This window comes from Streptomyces sp. NPDC056628, assembly GCF_042792555.1.
In the GTDB taxonomy this organism is placed as follows: Bacteria; Actinomycetota; Actinomycetes; order Streptomycetales; family Streptomycetaceae; genus Streptomyces.
Map to the genome: position 1 here is coordinate 1 of NZ_JBHTWG010000052.1, position 25,974 is coordinate 25,974.

The window sequence follows — 25,974 nt, forward strand, 5'->3', positions numbered from 1 at the left end:
CGCCAACTTCGCCCGGACACGGTTCACTTCATGTGCGTCCACCCCACCCAACATGCTCCCGAACACGGCCGACGGGAAGACCTAACGGAGTCCTAATAGGAGACGGTTCTATGTAGACGTTGCCGCCCGGCAGAAATGGGCCGTAACCACGGCCAGGTCGGTGATGAAGCAATTGCCCGAGGTCTCCCTCGCCTTCTGGATCACGAAGATCGCGGCGACGCCCCTGGGAGAGACGGCCGGCGACCTGTTCGCCCAGACCCTGAAGCTCCGGCTACTTCCTCACCACGATCGTCCTGTTCCCGCTCTTCGCGGTGACCGTAGCCGTCCAGCTGCGTTTCCGCCGCTACAACCCGTTCTCCTACTGGACAGTCATCCTGTCGACCAGCATCGTCGGCACCCACGATGTCCGACTTCATGAACCGCGACACCAACGTCAAGTACTTTTCGAGCGGCGCCGCTTCCCTGGGCTGGGGGCCGCTGGGACTCGGTCGGGCTACCCGACGGGCGCAGCGATCCCGATCTCGGTCCTGGTCGTTCATCTTCACCGTCAGCACGGTGTCCTTGCGGAACCGCCGCGAGCACGCCTGTCTCGCAAGATCGGCATCGGTCGATGGGCAGGTACTGGTAGTAGTCGGCCGTGGCAGGTGACCTGTGGACCCCAGTGATTTCGATGGTCGGTGTGGCTGTAGGGGGTGCGTTGACGTACGTGCGGCCGCCGCGAGAGCCGCGCTTCTTGATGTTGCGGGCCTGGTCGGCCTTGTCTGGGATGGTGCAGCGACGTCGCAGGTAGGCACCCCGTCGCCGGGGGCCGGGTGAGGGTGCACTCTTTCCGGCGCCGTCACCGATTTCCGGCCTGCCTGCCGTCCAGCATTCCGTGCAGGTGCGCGGCAGCGTTCTCGATGTCCACGTATTTCCGCTGTCCGGCGCGGACCTCGGCAGAGAGCACACCGCAGCGGTGGACGCGCTCGAAATCGCCGTAGGGGAACTTGTACCGGCCCTTGGTCTCCTCTCCCATCTCATCATCGATGCCGAGATACCACCTGGCGTACTCGTTGAAGCCGTGCTTCCCGAGGTAGGCATTCTCGTCCGCTGCCGAAGGCTGATGCTCGCTCCACTCGTCCCGGTCGTCCAGGAAGATCCGGCCCTCTACGGTCAGCTTCTTTGCGTGGTTGAATGCCTTCGCGTTCAGTTTCACCGTCATGCCGTTTACCGCCCTATCGACAGTCGCGTTCAGGTGTCGGCTGCTGCCGCCTGGATATCCTGTCGAGCCTGCCCCATCAGCTCGTTCAAGTCGCCGACCTCAGGATCGAGTTCCCGCGCGCGCGGCGCGATCTGCTGCAGCCATGCCGCAGTGGCCAGGGCCAGTTCGACGGCCTCCCGGGTCCGCTCCTCGCCGAGCAATTCCTCGACCTTGAAAGCAATGCTCGCGAGCGTGTCGTCATCCGTGGCGGGCACCAAGTAGGATTCCAGGCCCGGCGGATACGGTGTGCGCTCCCGGTACTCACGCATCGCGGTCACGACCGCGGGCACCGCGCTGTACCTGTCGAGGAGGCCCATGAAGACGTACAGGCGGGCCACCAGTCGAGGCAGGCCGGGGTGCCGATCCAGCCAGGCCATCAGCTCGCGCTGACCGCCGACGTGGTCCATGATCTGCGACATCTCCTCCGCGACCCGGCTGAGCCAGGTCCAGTGGAAGGGCAGCAGCCGCGCCACCTGATGCGCGAGTGCCGCCTCGCCCTCCGCGTCCAGCGTGCCGGCGATGAATTCGGCGACCTGCCTGTGGTCCAGTCCGTAGCCGGCCGGCGCCGCCCGGTCCTGTGAGCTGTGTGACGAGTCGTGGCGCAGACGCAACAGCTGTGTGCCGATCTTGCTCAGTGTCAGGTTCCGCATTGTTCCTCCCAGCTCGCGATGTGCTCTTCATCGTCCGGAGCGGCCGAACGACCAGTTCCTCCTCGGATCCACGCGACTTCGCCCCACCACATCTGCAATTCGCCGGACCGCAGTGGGGCGCTTCCCCTTGCGTCTGTGGCGTGCTGTGCGGCTGGCACGGGCCAGGAGAGCCGGTTCGGCGCCCGATGACAGACACCCGGCGCCTTGAGACGTTGTCCTGTGCAACGGCATTCATGGCGTCACCTCGATCTCTGGCCAAACGGTGCGCGGGGTGACGGAATTTTCCATTTTATGGCATTCTGCGTGGCTCGGTGGACAGTCCGCTGACCTGGCTGGTCTTGACGCGCATCGCCACGTCTGGCCCCTCGTGCAGGTTGTGCTCCAGGTTGTTGAGGAATGGCTCGTCGTCGGTGCGGATGCCCGGGAGCATGTCGGCGTCGAGGCCGTCGCCGATCTCATCGGCTAAACGCTTTGCCGCGCGGCCAGCCGTCGCCTTGGCTGCGACGGCCGACTCCTCCTCAATGTCCTTCAGGAGACGTTGCGGAGTGTGACCATCGTGCCGGGTCCGTGCGGCTGACAGCCCCGACGGCAGCCGCCACAGCATGCAGCCGGTGCTCACGGCCTGACCGCCCAGGTAATGAAGGCCTTGGGCAACGGTCCTGGGCAGTCAGCTGCCTCAGGCGGCGACTGAGCCCGTGGATATGGTCATCGACCTCCTGGATGTCGTCCTGCAGGGTCTGCGGGTGGTCGCTCGCCGGTTCGGCGGCCAGATCCGCCCGCAACTGGCCGGCGACCGCCTCCTCGGCATCGTGGGCGTCGCGTAGCAGCCGGATGACCGCTTCCACGGGGACTGCCATCAGAACCCGGCACAGGGCGATGGACAAACGCGGCCGGAGGGCTGGCCTGTGTGCCCGGGGGCGGGCGAACGCTCGCCGCCCTGCCCGGCCTGCGGGACCGGAGGCCAGTCTCCCTTCTTGATCTCCACATGCCGGGCTTTCGCTGGCTGGGTCCAGGTCGGATGCAGGGTCGACGAGCACCGACCCGGCCGTCATCTCGGTTGCCGTACTCGACCGAGGGAATGGCGTGAAGCGCCTTGACCATTTCCTCGGGCGTTCCTGCATTCGTGGCGGCCTTGACCAGTTCCTCTTTGCCCGCAGGGAAGTCGACGTCCTGCAGCGCGTCCAGCACGTCCCGTACGCTTGTGGAAGACATATCTCCTCCTCAGTTTTTGTCCCGCAGTACTTCGTACTCGTGCCCTACCTGTGGCGTTCTCGGGGAATCCGGCTGCTGGCGATGTCGAAGCATTCCGGGGAATCCTGTGCCCGACGTCCGAATCCAGGGGAGATCACAATGCCCGGCAATATGGAACGTGCCGCCCTGCGTGCCGCGGCTCAGGCCGCCGAGCAGACGCTGGCGAACGCGGCCGAGCAGGCCGAGCGACAGCACCCGCAGGACCCGTACGCCCAGCGCGTCGCCGAGGTCGGGATGCTCACCGGCGCGTTGAGGGTCCTGTTGGACGCGGTGCGCCCCTTTACCGAGGAAGATGAAGAAGACGGGCAGTGAACCGCGCTGTCGGTACCGGCCGCGAGGTCGGCCTCGGCATTTCGATCGTCGTCTGGGACGGTGCATGCGCGGTACCTGTGATGGGTTGCAGGGTTGGTGGCGCCAAAAAGCCCCCGGACAGGCTGGACGGAGAAGCCTGGCAGTTGCGGGTTGGCTCCTGATTTAGGGCCGGCTTGGAGCATCCAGATGCTCTGTCGGCCCGCCGAAAGGCAAGACGAGTGTGCGTGTCGCCATGAGCCAGACGTCGTCGATCTTGCGGAAGGTGCCCTCATAGTGGCCGATGTTCGCTGGCAAACGAGGCGGAATCAGCGCACCGTCGGTATAGCCGTCCACTCGATAGGTCGCGAAGTAGGTGGTCGCTGCTGCGGTGTCCGGCGAGTCGACGGTGACCAGGATGTTCGTGCACATCCGCCGGGACAAGCGGTCCACCGGCCGAGAATCGAAGTATGCACGCAGGGCTTCCCGACCCTCGATCCGGCGCCCGTCGTATGGCCATTCCCAGATCCCGTCTGGGGTGAAAAGGTCGCAGACCGTACTCGGATCGCCCAGGTTGAGCCGATGCACGAGTTCCAAGATCAGACGCTCACAGCTACGTTCCGCGAGAAGGCGCGTCTGGTGTCAAGATCGCAAGTAGTCATCTCCAATTCCTACCAGCTCAGTTGGGGCCCCCACGACTCCTTTCCAACCATCACCAAGGGGCGTCGCCTGACCTCGGAGTTTCGTGACGGTCCGCCGACGGAGTCGGTGGACCGTTTTCGTGCCGTGGGCGAAGGCTGTGCAGGCCTGGGGCCCGAGTGTCGCCTCGGGGTGGCGCCGGGTTCCACCGCTCCGGGTGTTGAGCTGCTGTCGTACCCGCATGATCGCGCGCGTGTCGGACGCGGTGGCAGACGGCAGACGAGACCCCGGCCCGTACACGGCCGACCGCCGAGGGCTCGGGCGGAGAAAGAGAGGTGTGCTCCAGTTCCGGTCGGGTCTCGGCCGCGCCGAAGACCGGTCGACTCTTATGGCGCGCGAGGAGCGGCACGCCGTGGACTGCCCTGCCCGTACCCAGCGGGAAGGCCACCGCGGGCCCGAACCTCGTCCATCGTCCGGCGTTCTCGGCAGCGGTCCGCAGATCGTGCACGATGTCACTGGTGACCACGGTTTCGCAGCGGCTGAGTGTGGCCGCGATGGCTGCCCGGCGCACCCGGCAGGCCTCCGGCTGGCTGTGGGCACAGGCCGAGACCGAGTGGCTCGCCAACCGGTGGTCCGGCGCCGGTCTCGGAGTTGCCGCCGCCTTGTCGGCCGCCGCGGAGCCTGTCCGCCGACCACAGGGCCCCCCATCTTGTGGATCCTTCGCGCATCGTTTCCGACGGCTTTAGCGTGGGAGGGTGCACGAGGGCGTGGTCACTCTGTTCCTCGGCGGGGACGTGATGCTCGGCCGGGGTGTCGATCAGATCCTCCCGCACCCCGGTGTCCCGGCGCTGCGGGAGGAGTACATCCGCGACGCCCATGCCTACGTGGAGCTGGCGGAGGCGGCGAACGGGCCGATCCCCCGGCCGGTCGGCTTCCGCTGGCCATGGGGCGAGGCGCTGCCCATCCTGGACGATGCCGCGCCGGACGTTCGGCTGGTCAATCTGGAGACCTCCGTCACCGGTGACGGGGACTTCGCGCCTGGCAAGGGCGTCCACTACCGGATGAGCCCGGCCAACCTGCCGTGCCTGGCCGCAGCCCGGCCGGACGTCTGCACGCTGGCCAACAACCATGTGCTCGACTTCGGCCCGCGCGGCCTCCACGAGACGCTCGACGCCCTGGCGGATTCGGGGCTGCGCACGGCGGGGGCCGGCCGGGACGCAGTGCGGGCGAGACAGCCGGCGATCGTGCCCCTGGGCGCCGGCGGGCGGGTGCTGGTCTTCTCCTTCGGCATGCCGTCCAGCGGGATCCCGAAGGACTGGGCCGCCACTGGGCAGCGGGCCGGTGTCGACCTTGTCGCGGAGCCTTCGGCGGCCTCCGCCTCCGCGTTCGCCGACCGTCTGCGACAGGTCAGGCGGCCGGGGGACATCGCGGTCGCCTCGGTCCACTGGGGCCCCAACTGGGGCTACGCCGTCTCCCGTTCCGAGGTCCGCTTCGCCCACGCGCTCCTCGACGCGGGCGTGGACGTGGTGCACGGACATTCCTCGCACCACCCGCGCCCGCCGGAGGTGTACCGGGACGGGATCATCTTCTACGGCTGTGGCGACCTCGTCGACGACTACGAGGGGATCGGCGGCTACGAGAGCTACCGGGACGACCTGCGGGTGCTGTATCTGGTGTCGGTGGAGGCGGACACCGGTCGGCTGGTCGATGCGCGGATGGTGCCCCTGCAGGCGCGCAGGATGCGGCTGGAGCACGCCTCACCCGAGGACATCGAGTGGCTGCGTGCCGTCCTTGACAGGCACAGCCGGGAGTTCGGCACCCGCGTCGACGGCGCGCCCGACGGCACGCTCACGCTGCGGCCCCTACGTGCTGGGCAGCACACGTGAGGTGAACCTCAGGTGGGCACTACTCAGCACCTGTGCGACGCATGTGGCGCGGCCGTGGCCTGTGGCGGAGCACCGGCAGGTCCTGAAACACAGAAGCCGGCGGGGGACGGTTCCCAGGTGGTCGACCACGTGCGCGCCAGCCGAGACACGCGGCGTGACACGCACCGGCTGATCGGCGCTGCGCCTGGACAGCGGACAGACCCAGCCCCAGGCTCCGTGACTCACAGCGCGCTGACCCGGGCCCGGCACGCCGCAGCCCGGTAGCTCGGCGCGCCGGTGCTCCTCATCGGACGCTGAAACCTCGGCCCCTGGCTCCGGCGCGGCCTGAGCTGTACGCCGGGGCCGGTCGGCCCCTGCCGGCGCGACGGAGGGCACGGGCCCTGCCCCACGCGCCGGGGTCACGATAAAGGACAGGGCCTCAAGGAGGTGGGTGCCGTTCCGAACCTCGGAGTTGCGATCGTCCGGCCGTAGTGAGGTTGAGGTCTGGACGGCATCGACTGGTCCCCTGGCGAAAAGGCGCCTCACCGTGACGCCGTGATCGCGTCCCGTAGCGGTGCCGCCGTGATCCCCTGCACCGTCCACGCGGGGGAGGCCCCCCCGGATCCGGGAGCGCCTCCCGCAGCGGTGCGCATTCGTTCTCCGCCGGGGTGACGATGGGAGCACGGCACACAGATGCGCATCGGGTGGTCCGCCGAATTCCCCCTTGGCGAGGAGGCAGGGTCGTGTTGTTCCAGGATCGTCGGGACACCGGCCGACGGCTGGCTTCCGTGCTGAAGCAGTTCAAGGGTTCCGACATCGTGGTGCCGGGGCTGCCTCGCGGAGGGATTCCGGTCGCCGCAGAGGTCGCGAAGGCGCTCGGCGCGCCGGAGTCGGTGCGGATCAGGGTCTGCCGTCCTCGACGGTAGTGCTTGGGCAGTTGGGCCAGGACGAGTTGGGCGGTGGTGATGTGGTCGGCTGCCGTGTTGGAGCCCGCGTTTCCCGGCCTGAGGAGGGCGCCGACGGGCTCTCCGGTTCCGCCCGGTCCGTGGTCGAGGAAGGCGGTCAGGGGGTGATGGCCGTAGGTCTTCTTCCAGGTCGGGGCCGCGTCCTCTTTGTCGGAGTGGGCGGTCACGAGGACGCCGTCGAGATCGATGACGACCTGGCCGTCGGCGTTCGGGGCGTTCTTGTCGGCCAACAACCATGCAGACTGGCGGGCTTGCGACCGTGCGGACCGGATGGCCTGCAGGGCATTCTCGCCGGAGGCGGCGAGGGTGTCGAACAGGCGGGAGACGGTCGGGTCGGAGGCGACCGACCCGAAGACGGCCGGCTCACATCGCAGCATCGCGACGTCTGCGAGGCAGTCCCCGCCCAGGTCGCGGCCGGCACAACCCGCGCGGCGGCGCCGACGTTCGGCCGTGTGAACGACGATGTCCGACCTTGACGTCCGGGTCCCCGATATCCTGGCACGATGGCGGACAGAACCGGCGGCGAGCCGCCCATCGACAGGCGCTCCACCCGGTGGGACGAGCACAAGGCGCAGCGTCAGCTCGAGTTGCTGGACGCGGCGGTCGCCCTCATCGAGGAGGAGGGCGCGCGGTTCCGGGTGCAGCGGCTCGCAGAGCGGGTGGGGCTACCCCGGTCGGTCCTTTACCGGCACTTCAAGGACCGCGCCACCTTGGACGAGTTGATCCGCCGCCGGGTGGTGGAGTCGTTCATGCGGCGCCTGGAGCCCACGCTCAGCTTCGACGGCACGATCGAGGAAGCCATCCAGCGGGTGGTCGGTGCGCACCTGGACTGGGTGTCCCAGCATCCGCGCCTTTACGCGTTCGTGGGCGTAGGGGAGCACGCGATGGGCGACGGGTCGCTGGTCGCGGACACGAAGACGGCCATCGCCATGATGCTGAGCGACCGGTTCGGTGACGTGCTCAAGGCGCTCGGGGTGAGTGAGGCGCCGATCCGTTCGGTGGCCATCGGGATCGTCGGGTTCGTCGACACCTCGGTCAACCAGTGGATGCGAGACGAGCGGCGCGAGCAGTCCGAGGAGGAGTTGCGGGCGATGCTGTGCCGTTCGGTGTGGGCGGTCCTGGACGCGACGTTGCGGGATCTGGGCGTGAAGCTGTCGCCGGATCAGCGCGTGGCGGACCTGGAGCGGGCCCGAACCCGCTCCCGGTCCTCATGACGGCTGTCAGGCGCGTGCCACCGGGATCGCCTCCGCCGCCCGGCGCAGGGACTCCGTGTCCGTGAACTTGACGCGCGGGCGGCCCTGCGCCTCGCCCGCCTCCCGTTCGGCCCGGTCGATCGCCCGCCAGGCGTCCAGGTCGAGCGCCTGCGTCGTCGTACGGACGGTTCGCTCGGCCCCGGTGAGGCGGCCTGCCGCGAAGTCGTCCAGAAGCGATTCGACCGTCTCCTGCGCGCAGGTCTTGTTCGTCCCGATGAAGCCGGTCGGGCCGCGCTTGATCCAGCCCGCGACGTAGACGCCGGGCTCGACCCGGCCGCCTTCGTGCGGCACGGTCGCGCTCGCCTCGTCGAAGGGCAGCCCGGGCACGGGCCGGGCGCGGTAGCCGACGGAGCGCAGGACGAGGCCGGTCTCCAGGATCTGTGCGTCGCCGGCGGAGCGGGCGCGGACGGTGCCGTCGTCGTCGGTGTACAGCTCGGTGGGGGAGATCTCCAGGGCGCGTACGGACGTGTCGCCGGTGATCCGCAGCGGGCTGGTCAGGAAGCGCAGGATGACGCGGCGGCGGCCCTCGGCCGGCGTCCGGGCGGCCAGATCCGCGAGCAACCGGGTCTTGTCACTGGTGTCCGGGTCCAGGCCCTCGGGCCAGCCTTCGACCAGCACGTCCACGTCCTTGAGCGCGGAGAGCGCGAGGAGTTCGGGGACGGTGAACGCGGCCTGGGCGGGTCCGCGGCGCGCCAGGAGCACGACCTCGCGGACCTCGCTGGTGCGCAACGCGGCGAGCGCGCGGTCGGAGATGTCGGTGCGGGCGAGGGTGTCGGGGTCGGCGGTGAGGATGCGGGCGACGTCCAGGGCCACGTTGCCGTTGCCGATGACGACGGCGCGTTCGGTGTCCAGGGGGTGGTCGTCGTGGGCGCGGTCTGGATGGCCGTTGTACCAGCCGACGAAGTCGGTCGCGGAGACGCTGCCGCGCAGGTCCTCTCCCTCGATGCCGAGGCGTCTGCCGGTCGAGGCGCCGACGGCGTAGATCACCGCGTGGTGCTCGCGCAGGAGATCGGTGTGGGTGAGGTCGGTGCCGAGTTCGACGCCGAGCCGGTAGCGGAAGCCGGGCTGCGACTCGATCGTCCGGAAGAGCTGCGTGACCTGCTTGGTGTCCTGGTGGTCCGGGGCGACACCGGCCCGCACGAGCCCGTACGGCGTCGGCAGCCGGTCGTAGACGGTGACGCGCACCCCGGGGTGGCGGAGCAACTCGTCGGCGGCGAACATCCCGGCCGGGCCCGCGCCGACGACCGCCACGGACAACTCGCCTGCGGGCAGGCCGCGTTGGCGTGGCACGACGTACATGGGGCTTCGGTCGGTGTGCGGGTTCCGCTTGTAGTAGTCGGCGTTCAGCTGGAGGAACGGCAGTTCGCCCTCGCCGAGCTTGGTGTGCGGCTTGAGCGCGTCGACGGGGCAGGCCGTCGTGCAGGCACCGCAGTCCACGCAGGTGCGAGGGTCGACGTAGAGCATCTCGGCCGTGCCGAAGCCGGGCTCACCCGGCGCGGGGTGGATGCAGTTGACCGGGCATGCCAGCACGCAGGAGGCGTCGGCGCAGCAGGATCGGGTGACGACGTACGGCACGGCGGCCTGTCTCCGTTCGGTGGTGGAGCGGTCGGTCGGTCTGTCAGTCGGTGTGCAGGGCGGGCTCGCCGCGGAAGCGGGCCGGACGGCCGTCGATACGCAGCGCCTTCCAGATCCGCCGTGACACCTTGTTCATCAGGCCGATGTCCTCGGCGAGCATCCGTACGTCGGAGAAGAGGTCGTGCAGCATTTTGCGGCCGGCCTCGGACTTCCAGAAGACGTCCTTGATCACCCAGCCCGGGATGCCGACCTGGGCGGCGGACTTGCGGTCCGGGATCATGATGACGTCGCACAGGACCCGCATGATCACCGGGAAGAGGACGGACAGTGCGCCGCGGCGGGCCTTGCGCATGTGTGGGACGCGCAAGCGCAGGAACTCGTGCGCGAAGGAGATGTGCCGCGCCTCCTCGGCTATGTGGATCTGCATGATCCGCTGCGGCAGGGGGTGGACGGGTTCACCGCTGCGCAGGGCCGACTTCTGGAGGTGGTCGATGGGCTCCTCACCGGCGAGGATGCCGGTGAAGAACGCCTCCGGGTAGAGCGATCCGGCCAGCGGCAGGAAGCGGCTGACCTTGCGGAACCAGCGCTTGCCGCCCGCGGTGTCCACGCCGGTCCTGTTGACCAGCTCCTGGAACATCTGCGTGTGGTGGGTCTCCTCGGTGATCTCGTGGGTGAGGTAGCGGAACTCCTCGTTGCGGTTGCCGAGTTCGTAGAGGTAGTCGAGGGCACCGCGCATGAGGATGTTCTCGAACTGCATGCCCACCTTGGCAATGACCGCCCAGCGCCAGATCCCGATCCGGATCTGCGTCTCCAGTGGCTGTTCCCGGTACCAGGAATGCGCACCGAGGGCGTCCGCGCTGGTGAGGACCCAGCGCGGGTCGCTCGTGTCGACGGCGAACTCGGGGTCGTCCCACTTGATGTCTTTGAAGGCGTTGAAGTTGACGTTCACGGAGCCCTCGGACAGGGTCCGCAGGCGCTCGTCGTACAGCTTCCTGGTCAGGTTCGCGGTCATCATCGTCCTCGGTTCCTGTTGTACGGCCGTACGGTCAGGCGGCGCGGGTCGGGGCGTCCTGGGCCACGCCCGCCTTCTCGAAGCGCAGCGGGCTGTCGTCGATCGGGGCATCCTGGAGCAGGGCCCGGTCGCGGTAGTAGTTGTTCCACAGCCGCCAGGGGTCGCGGGTGCCCTGGCGCGGCATGACCTCGTTGGCTCGGGCGATGTAGCCGGAGGTCAGCGCCTCGCCCATGACGGAGAACTCCGAGCGGTCGGAGTCGGAGGCGACCGGGGTGGCGATGGCGTGGCCATGGCGCCGCATATGGGCGATCAGGCGGGCCGTGTAGGCGCCCGCGAGGTCCGCCTTGAGGGTCCAGGAGGCGTTGGTGTAGCCGATGACGAGGGACATGTTGGGCACGCCTTCCAGGAGGACGGCCTTGTAGAGGACGCGGTCCTTGACGTCCACCGGCTGACCGTCGACCGACAACGTCATGCCACCCATGAGGCGCACGGTCAGGCCGGTGGCGGTGACGATGATGTCGGCCTTGATCTCCTGGCCGGACTTCAGCCGGATGCCGTCGGCGGTGAACGTGTCGATCTGACCGGTGGCGATCGACGCCTTGCCGCGCTTGAGCACCTTGAACAGGTCGCCGCCGGGGACGACGCACAGGCGCTGGTCCCAGGGCTTGTAGTCCGGGCTGAAGTGGCGCATGTCCACGCTCCTGCCGGCCTGGGCGCGGACCAGGCCGAGGAGAACCTTGCGGGCGAGGCGCGGGTACTTGCGGCAGAAGGCGTAACTGCCGCGCTGGAGCGCGATGTTGCGGGCGCGGACCATCTTGTATGTCAGGCGGGCGGGGGCGCGCAGCTTCTGCAGGACGGAGGTGAGGGGGTCGACCTCGGGCAGCGCGAGGATGTAGGTGGGCGAGCGCTGCACCATGGTGACGTGGGCGGCGGTGCCGGCCATCGCGGGAAGCAGGGTGATGGCGGTGGCGCCGGAGCCGATGACGGCGACGCGCTTGCCGGTGTGGTCGAGGTCCTCGGGCCAGTGCTGCGGGTGGACGAGCGTGCCCTTGAAGGCCGCCTCGCCGGGGAACTGCGGCCGGTAGGGGGTGTCGTAGTCGTAGTAGCCCGTCGCGCCGACGAGGTAGCCCGCACTGTAGGACTCGCGTGCACCGGTGGACTCGTCCTCGACCTCGACGGTCCACCGGCCGGTGTGGTGCGAGAAGTCGGCGCTGATCGCGCGGCGCCCGAAGCGGACGCGGTCGAGGATGCCGCCGTCGGCCGCGGCGTCCTCCACGTACTGCCGGATCTTCGCGCCGTCGGCGAGGATGTGCTTGTCGCGCCAGGGGCGGAAGCCGAAGCCGAAGGTGGGCATGTCGGAGTCGGAGCGGATGCCGGGGTACCGGAAGAGGTCCCAGGTGCCGCCGACCCGGGCGCGGCGCTCGAGGAGGACGAGCGAGGCCGCCGGGTTGTCGCGCAGGACATGTCGGGCGGCGCTGATGCCGGATATGCCTGCACCGATGACGAGGACGTCGGTGTGGATCTGTTCCATCGCGGAGGGTCCTTCGCTCGCGGGCCTCCGGGAGAGGCAGGGGCGGAGACGCGCCCCGCCACTCGGGGCACGGCAGTTGCTCAGACACGTGGTTCCGCTTCTGCGTGTGGTGGAAACTTACCTGCGACACAGTGTTTCAGCTACCTCCGGTAACGTGTCCTGGATCACATTGCTGGTGGGGTTCGCTGCTTCTCGGGTCAAAGAACCCGAGTCCCGGGTGCCGGACGCGGCCGGCCCGCGCGAGGACGCCGAGGTGCTCCTGAACTCCGCGGGCAGACGGCTGCCGCGGGTGGCCTGTTCCCCTCGCAAGGTCGGGGACAGCGACGGGCACCGGTGTTGTCGGAGCGCCGCCGAGCAGGGTGGCATCAATCTGCCAGCCGAGCGCTCGAAGCGCGTCAACCCGCACTGCGGGTACCGGTGAGGCGCAGGGCCGGAAGGGCCGCACCGATGACGCTCCCTACGCCACCCCACGCGGCTTGGATGGCAACGACCACGAAGAGGAGCCGGGATTCGTAGGTGTCCAGCGGGAACGAAGCTGCGTAACTCGACCAAGTGCGTGCGGCTTCGCCTTGATGAGAAATCAAGAGTCCGACCTGCGATAACCGTCGGAGGCGCTCCTCAGTCCCGGCGGGGACACGCAGCTGGGCCTCGACGAGGCCCAGACCGCGGGAGGACGGGGGAAGCCGACGGCCGCGAGCGGGTCCTGACCGCCCGGGGCACGCCGCCCCGCTTCGACGGTCGCCTGCCGGACAGGCGCGGCGACGACGGCCGGAGGGCGGCCGGTCAGCAGACACAGCATCCATCCCGGCTCGCCGTCCGCTTCATGCTCGAAGCCCTGCAGTAGGGCGGCGCCCTACGCCCAGGCCTCGCCGGCCGGCTTCCCCGGCCCGGTTTCGGTCAGCTACTCGTAGGTGGCCCGCATTGCCCGCTCAACTCGTCGTCCTTCACGGCGCGGTAGACGTGTTCACCGGCGACGTCGACTCCGGTCAACTCGTCGTCCTGGACCAGAGGGTGGGGGCTCCGGACGTTCACCTACCACGCAGGCGTCATGCGGCAGGTTGGCACGCCGCACTCCATCGGTCACACGCTCCAGGCCGCCTAGCTGACCACCGGTGACTACAACCGTGACGGCTTCGCCGACCTCGTCGTCTCCGGCCACAGTCCCGACGACTACGCCAAGGGCTGGTCCCCCTACTGCGCCGGCAGCGCCGAGGGCCTGCGCCGCGGGCGGGACCTCCACGGCGGGCTGGGCATGGCTTCCGGGGACGTACTCTCTGCGCCTGCTCACGGCGCCCGCTTCGGTGCGGTCATCGACGAGTAGACGGAGCCGGCTGGAGGAATACCTCGTCGACGTAGCACCAGGCCCACTGCCGGCCTGGTTCCGCTGAACGCACGAGGGGGTGCCCGCTCGACTCGAAGTGCGCGGTCGCGTGGGCACCCGGGGCGCTGTCACTGCATCCGACGTGCCCGCAGGTCAGGCAGATCCGCAGGCGCCTCTCGTCACGTCCGCGGGCGGCGCACCGCAGGCATACGTCGCCTTGGGGCGGGGGAGTGGGCCCTACGTCGTCGGCATGGCTGCACGCGCGGCCCTCCGGGCGGCCGCCGTCGGGCCGTACCACCCACTCGGTCATGATGTCACCTCCGGCAGTCCGGGTCCGTCCTGGCTACCAGGCCTGACCAGGCTGGTGGGTGCCGGCGCTCCATTCATGGCCCTCCGGGTCCAGGACGCGGGCGCGGCGGCTGCCCCATGGCGTGTTCTCGGGCGGGATCACCGTACGTCCGCCGGCGTCGACGGCGCGGGGATACCAGCCGTCGACGCCGGCCGCAGTGGCAAGCAACAGATACAGACCGCTGCCGCTGCTGACACCACGTAGTGGCGGGACGGTGTGCTCGTCGTCTGCGATGGTGGCCATCAGCACGATCTCGCCCATGCGTACCTCCGCGTGTGTGACGCGGCCGTCATGGCCGTCCTGACGTGCGACGACCTCGGAGTCGACGGCCCTCAGCCATCCGAGAGCCGCTGGGGCGGAGTCGTAGCTGAGGGAGGCGCTGAGTCGCGCGGGCAGGCTGTCGGGCATGGTCCCTCCCGGTGGGTCGGCTCCCGGCTCCTTCGAGTGATTCGCCTGTTGCGGGGTCGAAGGATGCGCGCAGCGGCACCGGCACCATCGCGGGAGCCGCGGTGGCCGGCCACCCGGCTTCAACCGGGAGATCTACCGCCGCCGCAACCTCGTCGAAGGCTGCTTCAACAAGCTCAAGGGCTTCCGCGGCGTCGCCACCCGGTACGACACGACCGCCACTTCCCACGAAGCAGCGGTCACACTCGCGTCGCTCCTGCTCTGGGCAAGGTCCGTTTGAAGACGGACCCTGGTTGACCGGCCATCATGGGCGGCGTTGACCGGCACGCCCGCGTCTTGCGCGGGAACCACGGGGACGAATCGACGGCCCACCACACACCTACACCGCCCCGTCACAGGTCAGCCCCGGTTGCCCGTGAGCTTCCCAAGCAGGGAACGCGAGTTCGATCGAGCCATCCGTTCGGCATCAAGGTGCAGGTCAGTGACCTGAGCCTTGATGGGGCTAGCGGTGGCAGGGACGCGTGGTGCCGCAGTTCATCGGTGCCTTCCTCACGGTTTGAGGACGACCTTCTCGCAGTGGTCCTTCTTGTTCTTGAACAGGTCGTAGCCGGTCGGTGCCTCGGTCAGGGGCAGCCGGTGGGTGATGATCCGGGTGGGATCGATCTTGCCCTGCTCGATCGTGCCCAGCAGCCGTTGCATGTACCTCTGCACGTGGCACTGGCCGGTCCGCAGGGTCAGTGACCTGTTCATCCAGGCACCCGCCGGAAACTTGTCGATCATCCCGGCGTAGACGCCGATGACCGAGACCACGCCGCCGCTCCGGCAGGACATGATGGCCTGGCGCAGAGCGTGCGGCCGGTCGGTCTCGGAGCGGACCGCCTGCTTGGCACGGTCGTAGAGGTGGATGTGGGAGGCGCCGTGTGTGGCCTCCATGCCGACCGCGTCGATGCACTTGTCGGGGCCACGGCCGCCGGTGAGTTCGAGCAGGGCGGACCGTACGTCGGTCTCCTCGAAGTTGATGGTGGTGCAGCCCTCCGCGGCGGCCATGTCGAGGCGGTAGGTCTCCTTGTCGATGGCGATGACCTTTTCCGCCCCCAGGACCCGGGCGCTGTCCATGGCGAACTGGCCGACCGGTCCGGCACCCCAGACGGCGACGACGTCACCTTCCTCGATGTCGCACATATCGGCGCCCATGAAACCCGTCGGCAGGATGTCGGACAGGAAGAGCACCTGCTCGTCGGTCACGTCCGATTCGATCTTGAGGGCGTTGGTGTCGGCGAGTACCACCCGCGCGTACTCGGCCTGGCCGCCGGCGAAGCCGCCGGTGAGGTGTGAGTACCCGTAGATGCCGCCGGTGGGATGACCGAACGCCTTCTCCGAGATGCCGGCGTTGGGGTTGGTGTTCTCGCAGCACGAGTACAGCTCCGCGCGGCAGGACGCACAAGCGCCACAGGCGATGGGGAAGGGCACCACGACCCGGTCGCCGACGCTCAGTTTGCCGTCGCTGATGCCGGGGCCGACCTCGACGACCTCCCCCATGAACTCATGGCCCAGGATGTCGCCCTTCTCCATGGTCGGCACGTAACCGTCGACCAGATGGAGGTCGGAGCCGCAGATCGCCGTCGAGGTGACTTTCACGATGGCGTCGCGACTGTTCAGGATCGAGGGATCGGGTACGTCCTGCACCTCGACCGAATTGCGTCCCGTCCAGCAGTTGGCCTTCATGACAGGGCCTCCTTCAGTTCGTCCTCGGTCAGCGGTCGGGCCGGGTGCTGCGGGAACTCGCCCCGGGCCCGCTTGCCGCCGGGTGCGCCCTCGGAGCGGACGACCTCACCGACCTCCGCGATCTGCTTGAAACGGCGGAGATCGTCGTCCAGTTGCTGGTGTGGCTCCTCGCCGAAGTAGCCCGCCGCCGCCTTGCCCACCGCCCCGCCGGGCAGTTCGTAGCGCAGGGACACCCTTATCTCCGTGCCCCGGCCGCCGGGCGCCGGCACGAAGCGGACGTCGCCGGAATTGTCGATGTCGGCACTGCCCACCGACCGCCACGCGATCAGTTGGCCCGGGACGTCCTGAGTGATCTCGGCGTCCCATTCGACGGTCTTGCCGAACGGTGCGCTGGCCCGCCAGTGACTGGTGCGCGGGCCGGTCACGTGCACGTCGTCCAGGTGCACCATGAAGTCCGGCAGTCGCTCCAGGTCCTTCCAGAGGGCGTACGCCTCGTCCGGGGACCGGGTGACCGTGGTGACCGCGGTCAGGTCCACGGGGGTCTTCCTACGCGTGCGGGACACGGCCGCGTAGACGACCGAGGCGGTGACGGCGGTGACCGCGGCCGTCGCGGCGACGGTGCGTCCGGGGACATGACCGTTGTGGTTCTTCACGGCCCGGGCGAGCGGCGTCAGAGCCACGAGGTCGCCGCCGACGCGCGCCGAGAGCCGGACGGGATGCGGCCGTCCCAGTAGCCCTGTCGCCGCCGCCAGTTCGCGGACGCCGACGGCCGTCGAGGCCGATCGGTGTCGGCGGGCGTCACCCACGCCCAGGGCCCGCGCGAAGCCTGCCGGGGCGACGACCTGGGGCGCGCCCACGAGCACACTGGCCCAACCGAGGCCACGGACGAGCGGAACGTGTCGGAGGCGGGAGGTTGAGCGGGTGTCCGTTGTCATCGGGTGCTCCTCACGTGCGGAGAGGTGAACGGAAGGCAATTCGCTTCAGAAGGCCTATAGCGGACAACGCCGGAGTATCCGCGTGCCCCTACATGCAGGCAGCCGACCGCTGGCGAGGGCATCCGGCCCCGGGCCGAAACCGGGGGCCGTATGCCGGCCAGTACGTGGTACCGCTTTCAAAGATCGCCTGCGGCTTCTGCAAGCAGTGGGTGCTCGCGGCCGGTACGTCCTTCACGGTGACCGTTCGCGGTCCCTCGTATGCCGCTGCCTCCATGACGAATCCCCTGGATGTCGCTGCAAGACTGTGACGGTGACGGCGCAGGGAGCCAGGCTCTCAACCACGCGGGGGCCGGAGTCTGTGGTTTCGGCACGCCTGCGCGAGCCGATCATCTGCCTCAAGGAGAACGGTTGTTTCACGCAGTCTGCCGGGCGGAGCCTCGGTGCTCCGGCGGCGTGCGATTCGGGTCCCCGTCAACCTGCGGTCGAAACGGTCATTTACTGGATGAATATGTGCATTTTTCGCCGGGAGGTGACCACCGTCAGGCGGGCGGTGCTGGAGGGCTGGTTATGCCGGCGTACGACGGCGCAGGCTGTGGCTCAGCGGTCGCGGATCGTGTTGGAGTGCCGAAGGTCGCTCGATCATGGAGGTGTCCCGCCGGCTGCGGATCGCTCCGGACACGGTCCGCACCTGGCGGCGCCGGTTCCTCGAGCGGGGCTTGGACGGCTTGTGCGACGAGGCCAAGTCCGGCGTCCCCCGGAAGATCACCGATGCCGACGTCGAGCGGGTCATCGTCAAAACGCTTGAGGAGACACCGGAGAATGCGACCCACTGGTCGACGAGGTCGATAGCCACGGCCACGCGCTTGTCGCAGTCGACCATCTCGCGGATCTGGCGGGCGTTCGCCCTGGCCCCGCACCGGTCGCAGACGTTCAAGCTGTCCACCGACCCGCTGTTCACTCGACAAGGTTCGCGACGTTGTCGGTCTGCATCTCGACCCGCCGGAGAAGGCCCTGGTCCTTTGTGTGGACGAGAAGTCGCAGATCCAGGCCGGGGACCGGTCCCAGCCGGTCCTCCCGATGGTCCCCGGAGTTCCCGAACGACGCAGCCATGACTACGTCCGGGCCGGCAACACAACCCTCCTCGCCGCCCTCGAGGTCGCCACCGGCAAGGTCATCGGCGCCCTGCACCGCCGCCACCGGGCAGCCGAGTTCAAGGGATTCCTCGCGAAGCTCGACAAGGAAGTCCCGGCTGATCTGCAGGTTCATCTGATCCTGCACAACTACGCGACTCACAAGACGCCCGACATCGAACGGTGGCTGCCGGCCCACCCACGGTTCCACCTGCACTCCACGCCGACCAGCGCATCCTGGCTGAACCTGGGCGAGCGGTGGTTCGCCGAACTGAACCAGAAGAAGCTCAAGCGCGGCGTTCACCGCTCGGTCCAAGCCCTCGCACGCGGCATCCGGGCCTGGGCCACCGACTGGAACGAACACCCCCAGACCGTTCATCTGGACGAAGTCCGCCGACGAGACCCTCGACAAAGTTGCCGCCCACTCCCAACGAATCTCTGACTCAGGTCGCTGGTGTCGTTCCTGCCTGGCCGCGGCTGCGGATTCCTGACCCCACATGGGCGTGCGTTCTGATGGTTGCGTCGTACCCGGGAGTGGCGGACGTCCTCATCACCGCTTTCAGCGGGCCACATTGGAGACAGGCGGCCGAGGCGGCCTCCAGCAGTGGCCCGCTGCGGCAGCGTCACTGCGCCGGTGACCGGATCCCGGCGTCCGTCGCCTGATGCGCCGTCACCGTGCGGCCGGTCACGGCGTCGGGGCTCGCCGTTCGCGGGGGTGTCGTCGCCCGCCGACCTAGCCACAACAGGAGCAGGCCGAGGGAGCAGGCGATCGCCGGCCAGTAGACGTAGCGGAAGTCCGTCGCGGGCGCGATCGGCAGATAGCCGAGAACGTAGGCCGCCGAGCTGATGCCCAGCGCCCGCACCGGCATTGAGAACAGGCCCTTGCCTGGCCGGATGGCGAGCGCCGTTGCGACGGCCAGCCAGAACCACGCACGGAACAGCCAGGGCACGTCCTCGGCCATCCCTTCGACGTACGTGCCCAGCGTGTCCTCCAGCCGAGGGTGCGCCACCTCAATGCCCAGGTGGTTTTGGGTGACCCCCGCCTTGTACGGATAGCCCGTCTCGAAGAGCAGACTCGCGAAGAGCCGCAGCCGGTACTGGACGTACTGCAGCACGTGCCCGTTCATCTCCCTGAGCCACAGGGAGGTCATCTCCTCCGAGTCGCCCCGCAGTCCGTCCGCCGGGCGTTCGTAGCAGGCAAAGTAGGCGTCCGACAGGGCACCGATCCGGTCGCACTCCCGTGCCGCCGCCACGAGCCTATCCCTGAGCTCAGGGGGCACGTCTGCCGACCGGAGCTCCTTCACCGTCAGCACATGGACCAGGTCGTCGAGAATGATCTGCGCGCTCTGATGCGTCTGGAGGGGACGCGCGACGAGGGAGATGGCGGCTGCCGGTACGAGGAGGGCGGCCAAGAGGGCCGCCGTGCACTTCACCCACGTACGGCGTCCGGGACCGCGCCACAGCGCCAAGACCAGCAGGACGAAAACCGGGATCGCGGCGAGGAACGCGTTCTTGCGCACGAGCATGGCGTACGCGAGGAACAGCACGCCCAGCCAGAGCAGGCCCCACCGCACGGCGGGACGCGAGCGACCGTCCCGCCGCCGCATCCCCACGAATGCGACCGCGCATGCCGCAAGCAGCGCGAACGCCGCGTGGACGTCCTTCCACACCACTCCGACGAACGTCAGCACCCACGGCAGCAGACCGAGCCCGAGCACCGCGAGTGAACCGTGACGGCTCGCCGTCCGCTCCCACACGCACCAGGCCAGCACCCATAGCGCACCCCAGAAGACCAGCGACTGGAGAACGGCCATGGACGCCAACGACCCGGTCACAGCGATGAGCGCACGCCACACCAGACTCAGCACCGGCGGATGCCAGTCGGTCAGGGGCGTCACCCCCCTGGCCTGCCGGAGTTGGTCGAGACTGTCGGGACTCAGGTAGCCGGGGGCGAAGGCGAGGACAGTGCCCAGGCAGCAGAGCGCAGCGACGGCGGCCAGTACCCAGACCCAACCGTGCGCCCGCAGTACCCATCCCATTTTTCCCATATGCCGGATGCTAGCGCTGGGATGCCTACGGCTCAGGGTGCGACGAAGACGTAGCGCCGGTAGGCGTAGAAACGGAACAAGGTCGCCAGCACCCAGCCGGTGATGCGGGCCGTGTTGTCGCTGAGCGGAGAGTCGAGGCCGAGCAGATGCCGGGACGCAAAGACCGTCCCCGCGGTGATGACGAGCCCCACGCCGTTCGCCACGAAAAACAGGACGAGTTCGTGGGTCACCTTCTCGCGGCGCCGAAGCCGGTAGGTCCAGTAGCGGTTCCCGACCCAGCTGAAGAGCGTGGCGGCACTCGTCGCTAGAACGGACGCCTGAACGGGAAATGTGTTCATCGGTCCGCTCCCCGGGGCGCCTGGCACGCCGAAGACGAGCAGGTTGTAGCCGCCGTTGTCCACGACAAAAGCCAGAGCCCCGATGACGCCGAACTTGGCGGCCTCACGCCACGTGCCCTTGATGGCGTCGCGCGCACGCAGCGTCACGGAGATAAGGAGCGACACAGGGTGAAGGTAGCGACCCGGCGCGCCCTCGCGGCCGAGGCACGCTCATATCGCAGTATTTCCTACTGTGTGAATGTTGAGTTCGAGTGAGGAGCGGCCGTGGAACCGACGATCGCATGCGTCGTGCCGTGTCATAACGAGGAGGCGGCCGTCGGCAAGGTGGTGCGCGACCTGCGCGCGGCACTCCCCGAGGCGATCGTCTACGTCTACGACAATGCCTCCACCGACCGCACGGTGGACGTTGCCCGAGAGGCGGGCGCGATCGTCCGGCAGGAACCCCGCAAGGGCAAGGGCAACGTCATCCGCCGCGCCTTCGCCGACGTCGCCGCGGACGCCCTGCTCATCATCGACGGAGACGACACCTACGATGCATCCCGGGCCCGGGATCTCGTCAATCTGCTTTTCGAGGGACCGTACGACCAGGTCGTGGGCGCCCGGCGGGTTACGGACGACGGGGTTTACCGGACCGGTCACGCGGTGGGCAACAGAGTGCTCACGGGGGCGGTGCGCTCCCTCTTCGGCAATGACGTCACCGACATGCTCAGCGGCTACCGCGTCTTCTCACAGCGCTTCGTGAAATCCTTCCCGGCGCTGGCCCGCGAGTTCGAGACCGAGACCGAGATGACGATCCATGCCCTCCATCTCCGCCTCCCGACGGCGGAGGTGGCCGTGGACTACCGAGTCCGGCCGGCCGGTGGAGAGAGCAAGCTGCGCACCTACCGGGACGGCTGGCGCATCTTGCGGGTCATCCTCGATCTGGCGAGACGCGAGCGCCCCTCGCTCGTGCACACTGTGATCGCTGGAGCGCTGGCCCTCGTCTCGATCCTCCTGGGCATTCCCGTCATCGCAGACTTCGTCCGCACTGGCACCGTGCCCCGCCTCCCCACGGCGGTCCTCGCTGCCGCGATCATGACGATCGCCACGCTCGTTCTGCTGGTGGGCTACATCCTCGAGTCGCTCATGCACATGCGGCAGGAACAGACCCGCCTCGTGCACCTCTCCTACCCAGCCCCCGCCTATTCCCCGCGCCTCACCGCCCGCGGAGCCGGCACCGGCCAGGTCTCGGTCCGTAAGACCGCCGCCTCCCGGCGGGACGCCATCGCTCGCAGCGCGGAGCGGTATGGAGGCTTGGAGCAGGGGAAGGAAATCTCACCTTCGGATGGCTGAACCGCTGAGGACGCCCGCATAAACGGATCACAGCCGCATGTAGTACGCAGTCAGGCAGCCTAGCCCGAGGTCCAGTTGGATGCCTGGTGCGCCGGGCTCAGCCGCGTCCACCCCAGGTGTGACACATCGACCCCGATCGCCCGGAGACGGACGACGGCTCGGGCGATTCGCTCCACCGCAGGAAGGCGGCGGCCGGTCTTCTGCCGCGCGGACCGGCTGCCCCCCGAACCGGACCACGGACGAGGTCCGCGTGTCGCCGTCACCCGACAAGCAAGAGGGAGCGGTGGAGCGGTCCGTCCAACTGCCGGCGACGGACGCGCCGACTATTCCCACAAGCACCGTCGGCACGGCGTGAACGGGCAGGTAGTCACCGACCCGGACGGCCAATTGCTGTGACTTTCATCCGCATTGCCTGGCTGAACTGACGACCTGACCGCTGCCCGCACCCACCGGATCGTCGGCATCTGCGAGCGCCGAGGCGTCCTCGTCCTGGCCGATCTCGCCAACCAAGGTTGCGACCCCTGGGTGACGACGGACATCGAACGCAGGCCGCTGCAGGAACTCGTCCTCACCCAGAAGACCGTCAACCGGCCCCTGGCCCAGGCACGGGCACCGGTCGAAGGCGGCGTCGCTAGCCTGAAGTTCTCGCGGGTCTTCCGCAGATCCCGGTGTAGTACACACCGCATGACGTCAATGGCCAAGGCGATCCTCACCTTGGAGTGGCAACGCTGAAGAAGCTCGATGAGTGGATGACACCCGTTTGCGGTGTCCGGGGGCGGGAGCGGAGCGTTCTGCTCCGGTTGGAGACCCGACGGTCGGGCCGAGTCAGGGCAGCGATGCAGTGCACCCTGTCCGTGTTCGAGTCGGGCAGCACGCATTCGGCTCTGGTTGTCGGCATCGGTGAGGCCGGTACCGGCCCAGGGGAGGGGAGAGAGTCGGAAAGTCACCAGGGGACGATGCCGGTGACGTCGAACGGTTGGCCGGTGGGCCCGTTGGGTGGCCAGCTTGATGGCGATGGCTGCGCCTGAACTGACCGACAGCCGCACTCTCATCAACAAGGCCTGCCCCGGGCATCGTCGCCGCCGGCCTCACCCCCGTCACCGGCACCCCACCCCCGACGTGTTCGTCTGGTGTTGCCCCCAGGCCACGGCTGCGGTCGGTGAGCCTGTGTGCGTGAGCGCGTCGACCGAGTGGTCATGGCCGGGTAACACGCGCGTCCCGTCTGTGGTCACTGCGCCCATTCCGGCTGCCCCCGCCTCAGCCGACGTGTACCCGAGGGCGGTGCGCCCGGTCGGGTTCCGCCTCCCGCAGCACCTCGCGGGTGACCGGGGCGACCTCCCCCTGGCCGAAGAGGAAGAAGCGCAGGAAGTTGGCGAAGGGATTGCCCTCGGTCCACTCGAAGTAGATGTGCGGGACGGCGCGAGTCGTGTCGCGGACATGCAGCAGGAGGGCCGCCAGGGCATTGGGGACGGAGGAGGACTCCAGGGTGAGGACGCGGTAGCGGTTGTGCAGGACCTCGCCGCGGACGGTCAGCCCGGTCTCGAACTCGGAGGGGTCGGTGACGGTCACCTCCAGGAAGACGAAGTCCTCATGCTCGGGGATGTCGTTGTCGGCGCGGATCTGCTCGATCTTTTCGCGGTACTCGGCTTTGTCCCGGTTGTCGGGCTGGTTGGCGATGAAGCGGATCTTGCGGCTGGCGATGTCCCGGACGAATCGTTCCGCCATGTTGTCGAGCGTCACGCTGGTGACGCGGAGTTCGAAGGCGCGCAGCAGCCGCGACAGCAAGGAGATGAGGATGATGGCCGCGATGAAGCAGGCGCCGATCTTCACACCGTCGGGGCGTTCGATGACGTTCAAGACTGTGGTGTAGAGGAACACCACGGAGATCGCCGCGAAAGCGACGAACCAGCCCCGCTGCCTCGCCCTGCGGACCGCGATGGTCACCGCGATCGACGCCGAGCTGATCAGCACCAGGACGCCGGTGGCGTACGCGCCGCCCTGGGCGTTGACGTCGGCGTCGAAGATCCAGGTGACGAGGAATCCGACCAGGGTGAAGACGATGGCCATGGGGCGGACGGCTCCGGCCCAGTGCGGGGCCATCCCGTAACGGGGCAGATAGCGCGGCATCAGGTTGAGCAGGCCGGCCATGGCGGAGGCTCCCGCGAACCAGAGGATGGCGATCGTCGAGATGTCATAGACCGTGCCGAAGATGTTGCCCAGGTAGTCGTGCGCCAGGAACGCGAGGGCACGTCCGTTGGCCTGGCCGCCCGGCTCGAACTCCTTCTCCGGGATCAGCAGCGTGGTGATGAAACTGGTGGTGATCAGGAAACAGCTCATGATGAGGGCCGCGGCGGTCAGCAGCTTCTTGGTGTCCCTGATCCGGCCCTTCGGGCTCTCCTCCGTGTCCCCCGGGTCACCCTTGACGTGCGGCATCACCGCCACGCCCGTCTCGAAGCCGGACAGACCGAGCGCGAGCTTGGGAAAGACGATCAGGGCCACGCCGACCATGGCGAGGACGTTGCCGTGTTCTGCGGTCAGGGCGCTGGACCATTCGGTGACAACGTGTCCCTCGGTGATCACGTGCCACAGACCCGTGACCACCACCACGGCGTTGAGGGTGAGGTAGACGCCCACCAGGACCACGGCGACGCCGATCGCCTCCAGGAAGCCCTTGAGGAACACCGCACCGAGCAGCGCGATGAGGATCAGAGTGATCAGTAGTTGCCTGTCGTGAAGTGCCTCGTTGAGGTGGGGGTTCTCCACGAGGTGGGTGGAGGCGTCCGCGGCCGACAGCGTGATGGTGATCAGGAAGTCGGTGGCCGCGAAGCCCAGCAACGTCAGGACGAACAGCTTGCCCTTCCAGAAGGACAGCAGCCGCTCCAGCATGGCGATCGACCCCTCACCGTGCGGGCTCTCCTGGGCCACGCGGCGGTAGACAGGCAGGGCGCCGGCCAGGGTGACCACCACCAGCACAATGGTCGCGACCGGCGACAGGAGGCCTGCGGCGAGGGCGGCGATGCCCGGCTGGTAGCCGAGCGTGGAGAAGTAGTCCACGCCGGTGAGGCACATGACCCTGTACCACGGCCGGCCCTTGTGGGCCGGTTCCGGTACAGCGTGGGGCCCGGTGTGGCCGCCCGCCCTGCCCATGTCGGACAGACCCTGCAGCATCCAGGCACGCAGGCGGTGCAGCGGGCGTTCGGTGGTGGCCATCGGCGTGCTCCTGGTACGCGGGTCGGCGTGGGGGTTCCGGCCATCACGCGGACGGCGGCACCAGCGTATGCACACAGCGTGACGCAGACGCGCAGGAGGCCGTCGAGTCGGCAGCAACTGTGTCGGCGAAGGCCGTGGACGACCAGCTCATCGACGAGCTGGTGAGCCGGGCCCAGGCCGCGGGCCTGCGGCTGAGGGGGGCTGCTGCAGCAGCTGACCAAGCGGCTGCTGGAGTCCGCTCTCGAGGGCGAGATCACCGACAACCTCGACTATGACAAGCACGATCCGGCGGCACGAACGGCGCCAGCCCCCCCCGCAACGGTAAACGCTGCAAGACCGTGCTAACCGACGTGGGACCAGCGGAGATAGCCGTGCCCCGCGACCGGGGAGGCTCCTTCAGTGGCGCAGCGGGCGCCGGGCATAGCGCGTCTGGCGCGAGTGATTGCGTCGTCCTGGCCGGGGCGAGGGCGAGGGTCGGCCGCTGAGCGTCACGGCGAGGTTGGCCGTCGGGTTTGTGGTGGCGGTCGCCGTCATACCTCACATCGTGGGCATCACCGCGTGTTTTTTGTGCCCTGGATGGGGTCTGCGGCTGGAAGGGGCTGCTCCGCGCGGGGGGTTGCGGGGGCGTGCTGAAGATAATGGATTGTGCTTTCGTGCGCCTGTGTATTTCACCCGTTCAGCTGATGATTCAAGCTGAGCTGGAACCAGTACCGAGTCATAATCCGTGCTTTGTGTACGTTCGTCAGCTCACGCTTGGTGGGAGACCCATCGGTGGGCGGACTGTTCATGACTGAGAAAGGCGCCATGTCGATACGGAAAGAGCGTAAGTGGGCGCGGATCACACTTGTCGGCGTATCGCTTGCGGCGCCTGGGATCACCGGAGTAGGGAGCCGCCTTGAACTGAGGTATAGC

Annotated in this window: 19 protein-coding genes and 6 pseudogenes; 9 read left to right on the forward strand and 16 right to left on the reverse strand. The window is 68.4% G+C overall.

Annotation, left to right across the window (positions count from 1 at the left end):
- Nucleotides 1-163 precede the first annotated feature (163 nt).
- Nucleotides 164-418: a hypothetical protein gene (locus tag ACFRAC_RS34150; protein WP_382938250.1), complete on the forward strand. Its 255-nt coding sequence runs from the start codon at nucleotides 164-166 to the stop codon at nucleotides 416-418.
- A gap of 420 nt (nucleotides 419-838) precedes the next feature.
- On the opposite strand, the gene ACFRAC_RS34155 is transcribed toward ACFRAC_RS34150, so the two are convergent.
- The 4 genes from ACFRAC_RS34155 to ACFRAC_RS34170 all read right to left on the reverse strand — a co-directional run bounded on the left by ACFRAC_RS34155 (nucleotide 839) and on the right by ACFRAC_RS34170 (nucleotide 3,078).
- Complete coding sequence (locus tag ACFRAC_RS34155; protein WP_382938198.1) at nucleotides 839-1,201, reverse strand: hypothetical protein; 363 nt, start codon at nucleotides 1,199-1,201, stop codon at nucleotides 839-841.
- Between the two features lie 29 nt (nucleotides 1,202-1,230).
- Nucleotides 1,231-1,890, reverse strand: a complete 660-nt coding sequence (locus ACFRAC_RS34160; RefSeq protein WP_382938200.1) for a hypothetical protein — start codon at nucleotides 1,888-1,890, stop codon at nucleotides 1,231-1,233.
- A 289-nt stretch (nucleotides 1,891-2,179) separates the two neighbouring features.
- A complete protein-coding gene (locus ACFRAC_RS34165) occupies nucleotides 2,180-2,509 on the reverse strand; it encodes a hypothetical protein (RefSeq protein WP_382938203.1) in 330 nt (109 codons plus the stop codon).
- 86 nt (nucleotides 2,510-2,595) lie between these two features.
- A complete protein-coding gene (locus ACFRAC_RS34170; protein ID WP_382938253.1) occupies nucleotides 2,596-3,078 on the reverse strand; it encodes a DUF2795 domain-containing protein in 483 nt (160 codons plus the stop codon).
- Between ACFRAC_RS34170 and ACFRAC_RS34175 the strand changes: the two genes are divergently transcribed.
- Complete coding sequence (locus tag ACFRAC_RS34175) at nucleotides 2,974-3,453, forward strand: hypothetical protein (protein ID WP_382938258.1); 480 nt, start codon at nucleotides 2,974-2,976, stop codon at nucleotides 3,451-3,453. The two genes, ACFRAC_RS34170 and ACFRAC_RS34175, sit on opposite strands and share 105 nt — an antisense overlap.
- Nucleotides 3,454-3,615: 162 nt before the next feature.
- Here ACFRAC_RS34175 and ACFRAC_RS34180 read toward each other — a convergent pair.
- Nucleotides 3,616-4,062: pseudogene (locus ACFRAC_RS34180) on the reverse strand (nuclear transport factor 2 family protein); the annotation flags it as partial.
- A gap of 761 nt (nucleotides 4,063-4,823) precedes the next feature.
- On the opposite strand from ACFRAC_RS34180, the gene ACFRAC_RS34185 reads away from it, so the two are divergent.
- Nucleotides 4,824-5,954 carry a CapA family protein gene (locus tag ACFRAC_RS34185; protein WP_382938205.1) on the forward strand — a complete coding sequence of 377 codons (1,131 nt, stop codon included), beginning with the start codon at nucleotides 4,824-4,826 and terminating at the stop codon, nucleotides 5,952-5,954.
- Between the two features lie 865 nt (nucleotides 5,955-6,819).
- On the opposite strand, the pseudogene ACFRAC_RS34190 reads toward ACFRAC_RS34185, so the two are convergent.
- Nucleotides 6,820-7,305 (reverse strand): annotated as a pseudogene (locus tag ACFRAC_RS34190) (transposase); the annotation flags it as partial.
- Between the two features lie 96 nt (nucleotides 7,306-7,401).
- Here ACFRAC_RS34190 and ACFRAC_RS34195 point away from each other — a divergent pair.
- Nucleotides 7,402-8,112: a TetR/AcrR family transcriptional regulator gene (locus ACFRAC_RS34195; RefSeq protein WP_382938208.1), complete on the forward strand. Its 711-nt coding sequence runs from the start codon at nucleotides 7,402-7,404 to the stop codon at nucleotides 8,110-8,112.
- A 6-nt stretch (nucleotides 8,113-8,118) separates the two neighbouring features.
- Here ACFRAC_RS34195 and ACFRAC_RS34200 read toward each other — a convergent pair whose 3' ends face one another.
- The 5 genes from ACFRAC_RS34200 to ACFRAC_RS34220 form a co-directional block, all read right to left on the reverse strand.
- Nucleotides 8,119-9,726, reverse strand: coding sequence for an FAD-dependent oxidoreductase (locus tag ACFRAC_RS34200; RefSeq protein WP_382938211.1), 1,608 nt, complete (start codon nucleotides 9,724-9,726; stop codon nucleotides 8,119-8,121).
- Nucleotides 9,727-9,769: 43 nt separating this feature from the next.
- On the reverse strand, nucleotides 9,770-10,741 hold the full coding sequence (locus tag ACFRAC_RS34205; RefSeq protein ID WP_382938214.1) for a diiron oxygenase: 972 nt from the start codon (nucleotides 10,739-10,741) through the stop codon (nucleotides 9,770-9,772).
- Nucleotides 10,742-10,772: 31 nt separating this feature from the next.
- On the reverse strand, nucleotides 10,773-12,269 hold the full coding sequence (locus ACFRAC_RS34210; protein WP_382938217.1) for a flavin-containing monooxygenase: 1,497 nt from the start codon (nucleotides 12,267-12,269) through the stop codon (nucleotides 10,773-10,775).
- Between the two features lie 1,307 nt (nucleotides 12,270-13,576).
- Nucleotides 13,577-13,900, reverse strand: coding sequence for a UBP-type zinc finger domain-containing protein (locus ACFRAC_RS34215; protein ID WP_382938219.1), 324 nt, complete (start codon nucleotides 13,898-13,900; stop codon nucleotides 13,577-13,579).
- Nucleotides 13,901-13,933: 33 nt separating this feature from the next.
- Entirely contained in the window at nucleotides 13,934-14,347 is a 414-nt protein-coding gene (locus tag ACFRAC_RS34220) for a VOC family protein (protein WP_382938222.1), read from the reverse strand.
- A gap of 130 nt (nucleotides 14,348-14,477) precedes the next feature.
- Between ACFRAC_RS34220 and ACFRAC_RS34225 the strand changes: the two are divergent.
- Nucleotides 14,478-14,624: pseudogene (locus tag ACFRAC_RS34225) on the forward strand (IS5/IS1182 family transposase); the annotation flags it as partial.
- A gap of 269 nt (nucleotides 14,625-14,893) precedes the next feature.
- Here ACFRAC_RS34225 and ACFRAC_RS34230 read toward each other — a convergent pair.
- Complete coding sequence (locus ACFRAC_RS34230) at nucleotides 14,894-16,069, reverse strand: zinc-dependent alcohol dehydrogenase (RefSeq protein WP_382938225.1); 1,176 nt, start codon at nucleotides 16,067-16,069, stop codon at nucleotides 14,894-14,896.
- Complete coding sequence (locus ACFRAC_RS34235) at nucleotides 16,066-16,926, reverse strand: SRPBCC family protein (protein WP_382938227.1); 861 nt, start codon at nucleotides 16,924-16,926, stop codon at nucleotides 16,066-16,068. Before ACFRAC_RS34235 ends, ACFRAC_RS34230 begins: the two co-directional genes overlap by 4 nt.
- Before the next feature lie 580 nt (nucleotides 16,927-17,506).
- On the opposite strand from ACFRAC_RS34235, the pseudogene ACFRAC_RS34240 reads away from it, so the two are divergent.
- Nucleotides 17,507-18,625 (forward strand): annotated as a pseudogene (locus tag ACFRAC_RS34240) (IS630 family transposase).
- Nucleotides 18,626-18,757: 132 nt separating this feature from the next.
- Here the strand turns inward: ACFRAC_RS34240 and ACFRAC_RS34245 are convergent.
- Both ACFRAC_RS34245 and ACFRAC_RS34250 read right to left on the reverse strand, forming a co-directional pair.
- Nucleotides 18,758-20,182, reverse strand: coding sequence for a hypothetical protein (locus ACFRAC_RS34245; RefSeq protein WP_382938229.1), 1,425 nt, complete (start codon nucleotides 20,180-20,182; stop codon nucleotides 18,758-18,760).
- 32 nt (nucleotides 20,183-20,214) lie between these two features.
- A complete protein-coding gene (locus ACFRAC_RS34250; protein ID WP_382938231.1) occupies nucleotides 20,215-20,685 on the reverse strand; it encodes a GtrA family protein in 471 nt (156 codons plus the stop codon).
- 99 nt (nucleotides 20,686-20,784) lie between these two features.
- Between ACFRAC_RS34250 and ACFRAC_RS34255 the strand changes: the two genes are divergently transcribed.
- Both ACFRAC_RS34255 and ACFRAC_RS34260 read left to right on the forward strand, forming a co-directional pair.
- On the forward strand, nucleotides 20,785-21,852 hold the full coding sequence (locus ACFRAC_RS34255) for a glycosyltransferase family 2 protein (protein ID WP_382938235.1): 1,068 nt from the start codon (nucleotides 20,785-20,787) through the stop codon (nucleotides 21,850-21,852).
- Between the two features lie 306 nt (nucleotides 21,853-22,158).
- Nucleotides 22,159-22,584: pseudogene (locus ACFRAC_RS34260) on the forward strand (transposase family protein); the annotation flags it as partial.
- Between the two features lie 525 nt (nucleotides 22,585-23,109).
- Here ACFRAC_RS34260 and ACFRAC_RS34265 read toward each other — a convergent pair.
- A complete protein-coding gene (locus ACFRAC_RS34265; RefSeq protein ID WP_382938237.1) occupies nucleotides 23,110-25,062 on the reverse strand; it encodes an amino acid transporter in 1,953 nt (650 codons plus the stop codon).
- Between the two features lie 119 nt (nucleotides 25,063-25,181).
- Here ACFRAC_RS34265 and ACFRAC_RS34270 point away from each other — a divergent pair.
- A pseudogene (locus tag ACFRAC_RS34270) lies at nucleotides 25,182-25,460 on the forward strand (transposase); the annotation flags it as partial.
- Nucleotides 25,461-25,974 lie beyond the last annotated feature (514 nt).

Bases quoted from the DNA above. Each gene is read 5' to 3' on its own strand.
- ACFRAC_RS34155 (WP_382938198.1), bottom strand. From the start codon at position 1,201: ATGACGGTGAAACTGAACGCGAAGGCATTCAACCACGCAAAGAAGCTG.
- ACFRAC_RS34210 (WP_382938217.1), bottom strand. From the start codon at position 12,269: ATGGAACAGATCCACACCGACGTCCTCGTCATCGGTGCAGGCATATCC.
- ACFRAC_RS34220 (WP_382938222.1), bottom strand. From the start codon at position 14,347: ATGCCCGACAGCCTGCCCGCGCGACTCAGCGCCTCCCTCAGCTACGAC.
- ACFRAC_RS34195 (WP_382938208.1), top strand. From the start codon at position 7,402: ATGGCGGACAGAACCGGCGGCGAGCCGCCCATCGACAGGCGCTCCACC.
- ACFRAC_RS34150 (WP_382938250.1), top strand. From the start codon at position 164: ATGAAGCAATTGCCCGAGGTCTCCCTCGCCTTCTGGATCACGAAGATC.
- ACFRAC_RS34215 (WP_382938219.1), bottom strand. From the start codon at position 13,900: ATGACCGAGTGGGTGGTACGGCCCGACGGCGGCCGCCCGGAGGGCCGC.
- ACFRAC_RS34245 (WP_382938229.1), bottom strand. From the start codon at position 20,182: ATGGGAAAAATGGGATGGGTACTGCGGGCGCACGGTTGGGTCTGGGTA.
- ACFRAC_RS34205 (WP_382938214.1), bottom strand. From the start codon at position 10,741: ATGATGACCGCGAACCTGACCAGGAAGCTGTACGACGAGCGCCTGCGG.
- ACFRAC_RS34265 (WP_382938237.1), bottom strand. From the start codon at position 25,062: ATGGCCACCACCGAACGCCCGCTGCACCGCCTGCGTGCCTGGATGCTG.
- ACFRAC_RS34160 (WP_382938200.1), bottom strand. From the start codon at position 1,890: ATGCGGAACCTGACACTGAGCAAGATCGGCACACAGCTGTTGCGTCTG.
- ACFRAC_RS34230 (WP_382938225.1), bottom strand. From the start codon at position 16,069: ATGAAGGCCAACTGCTGGACGGGACGCAATTCGGTCGAGGTGCAGGAC.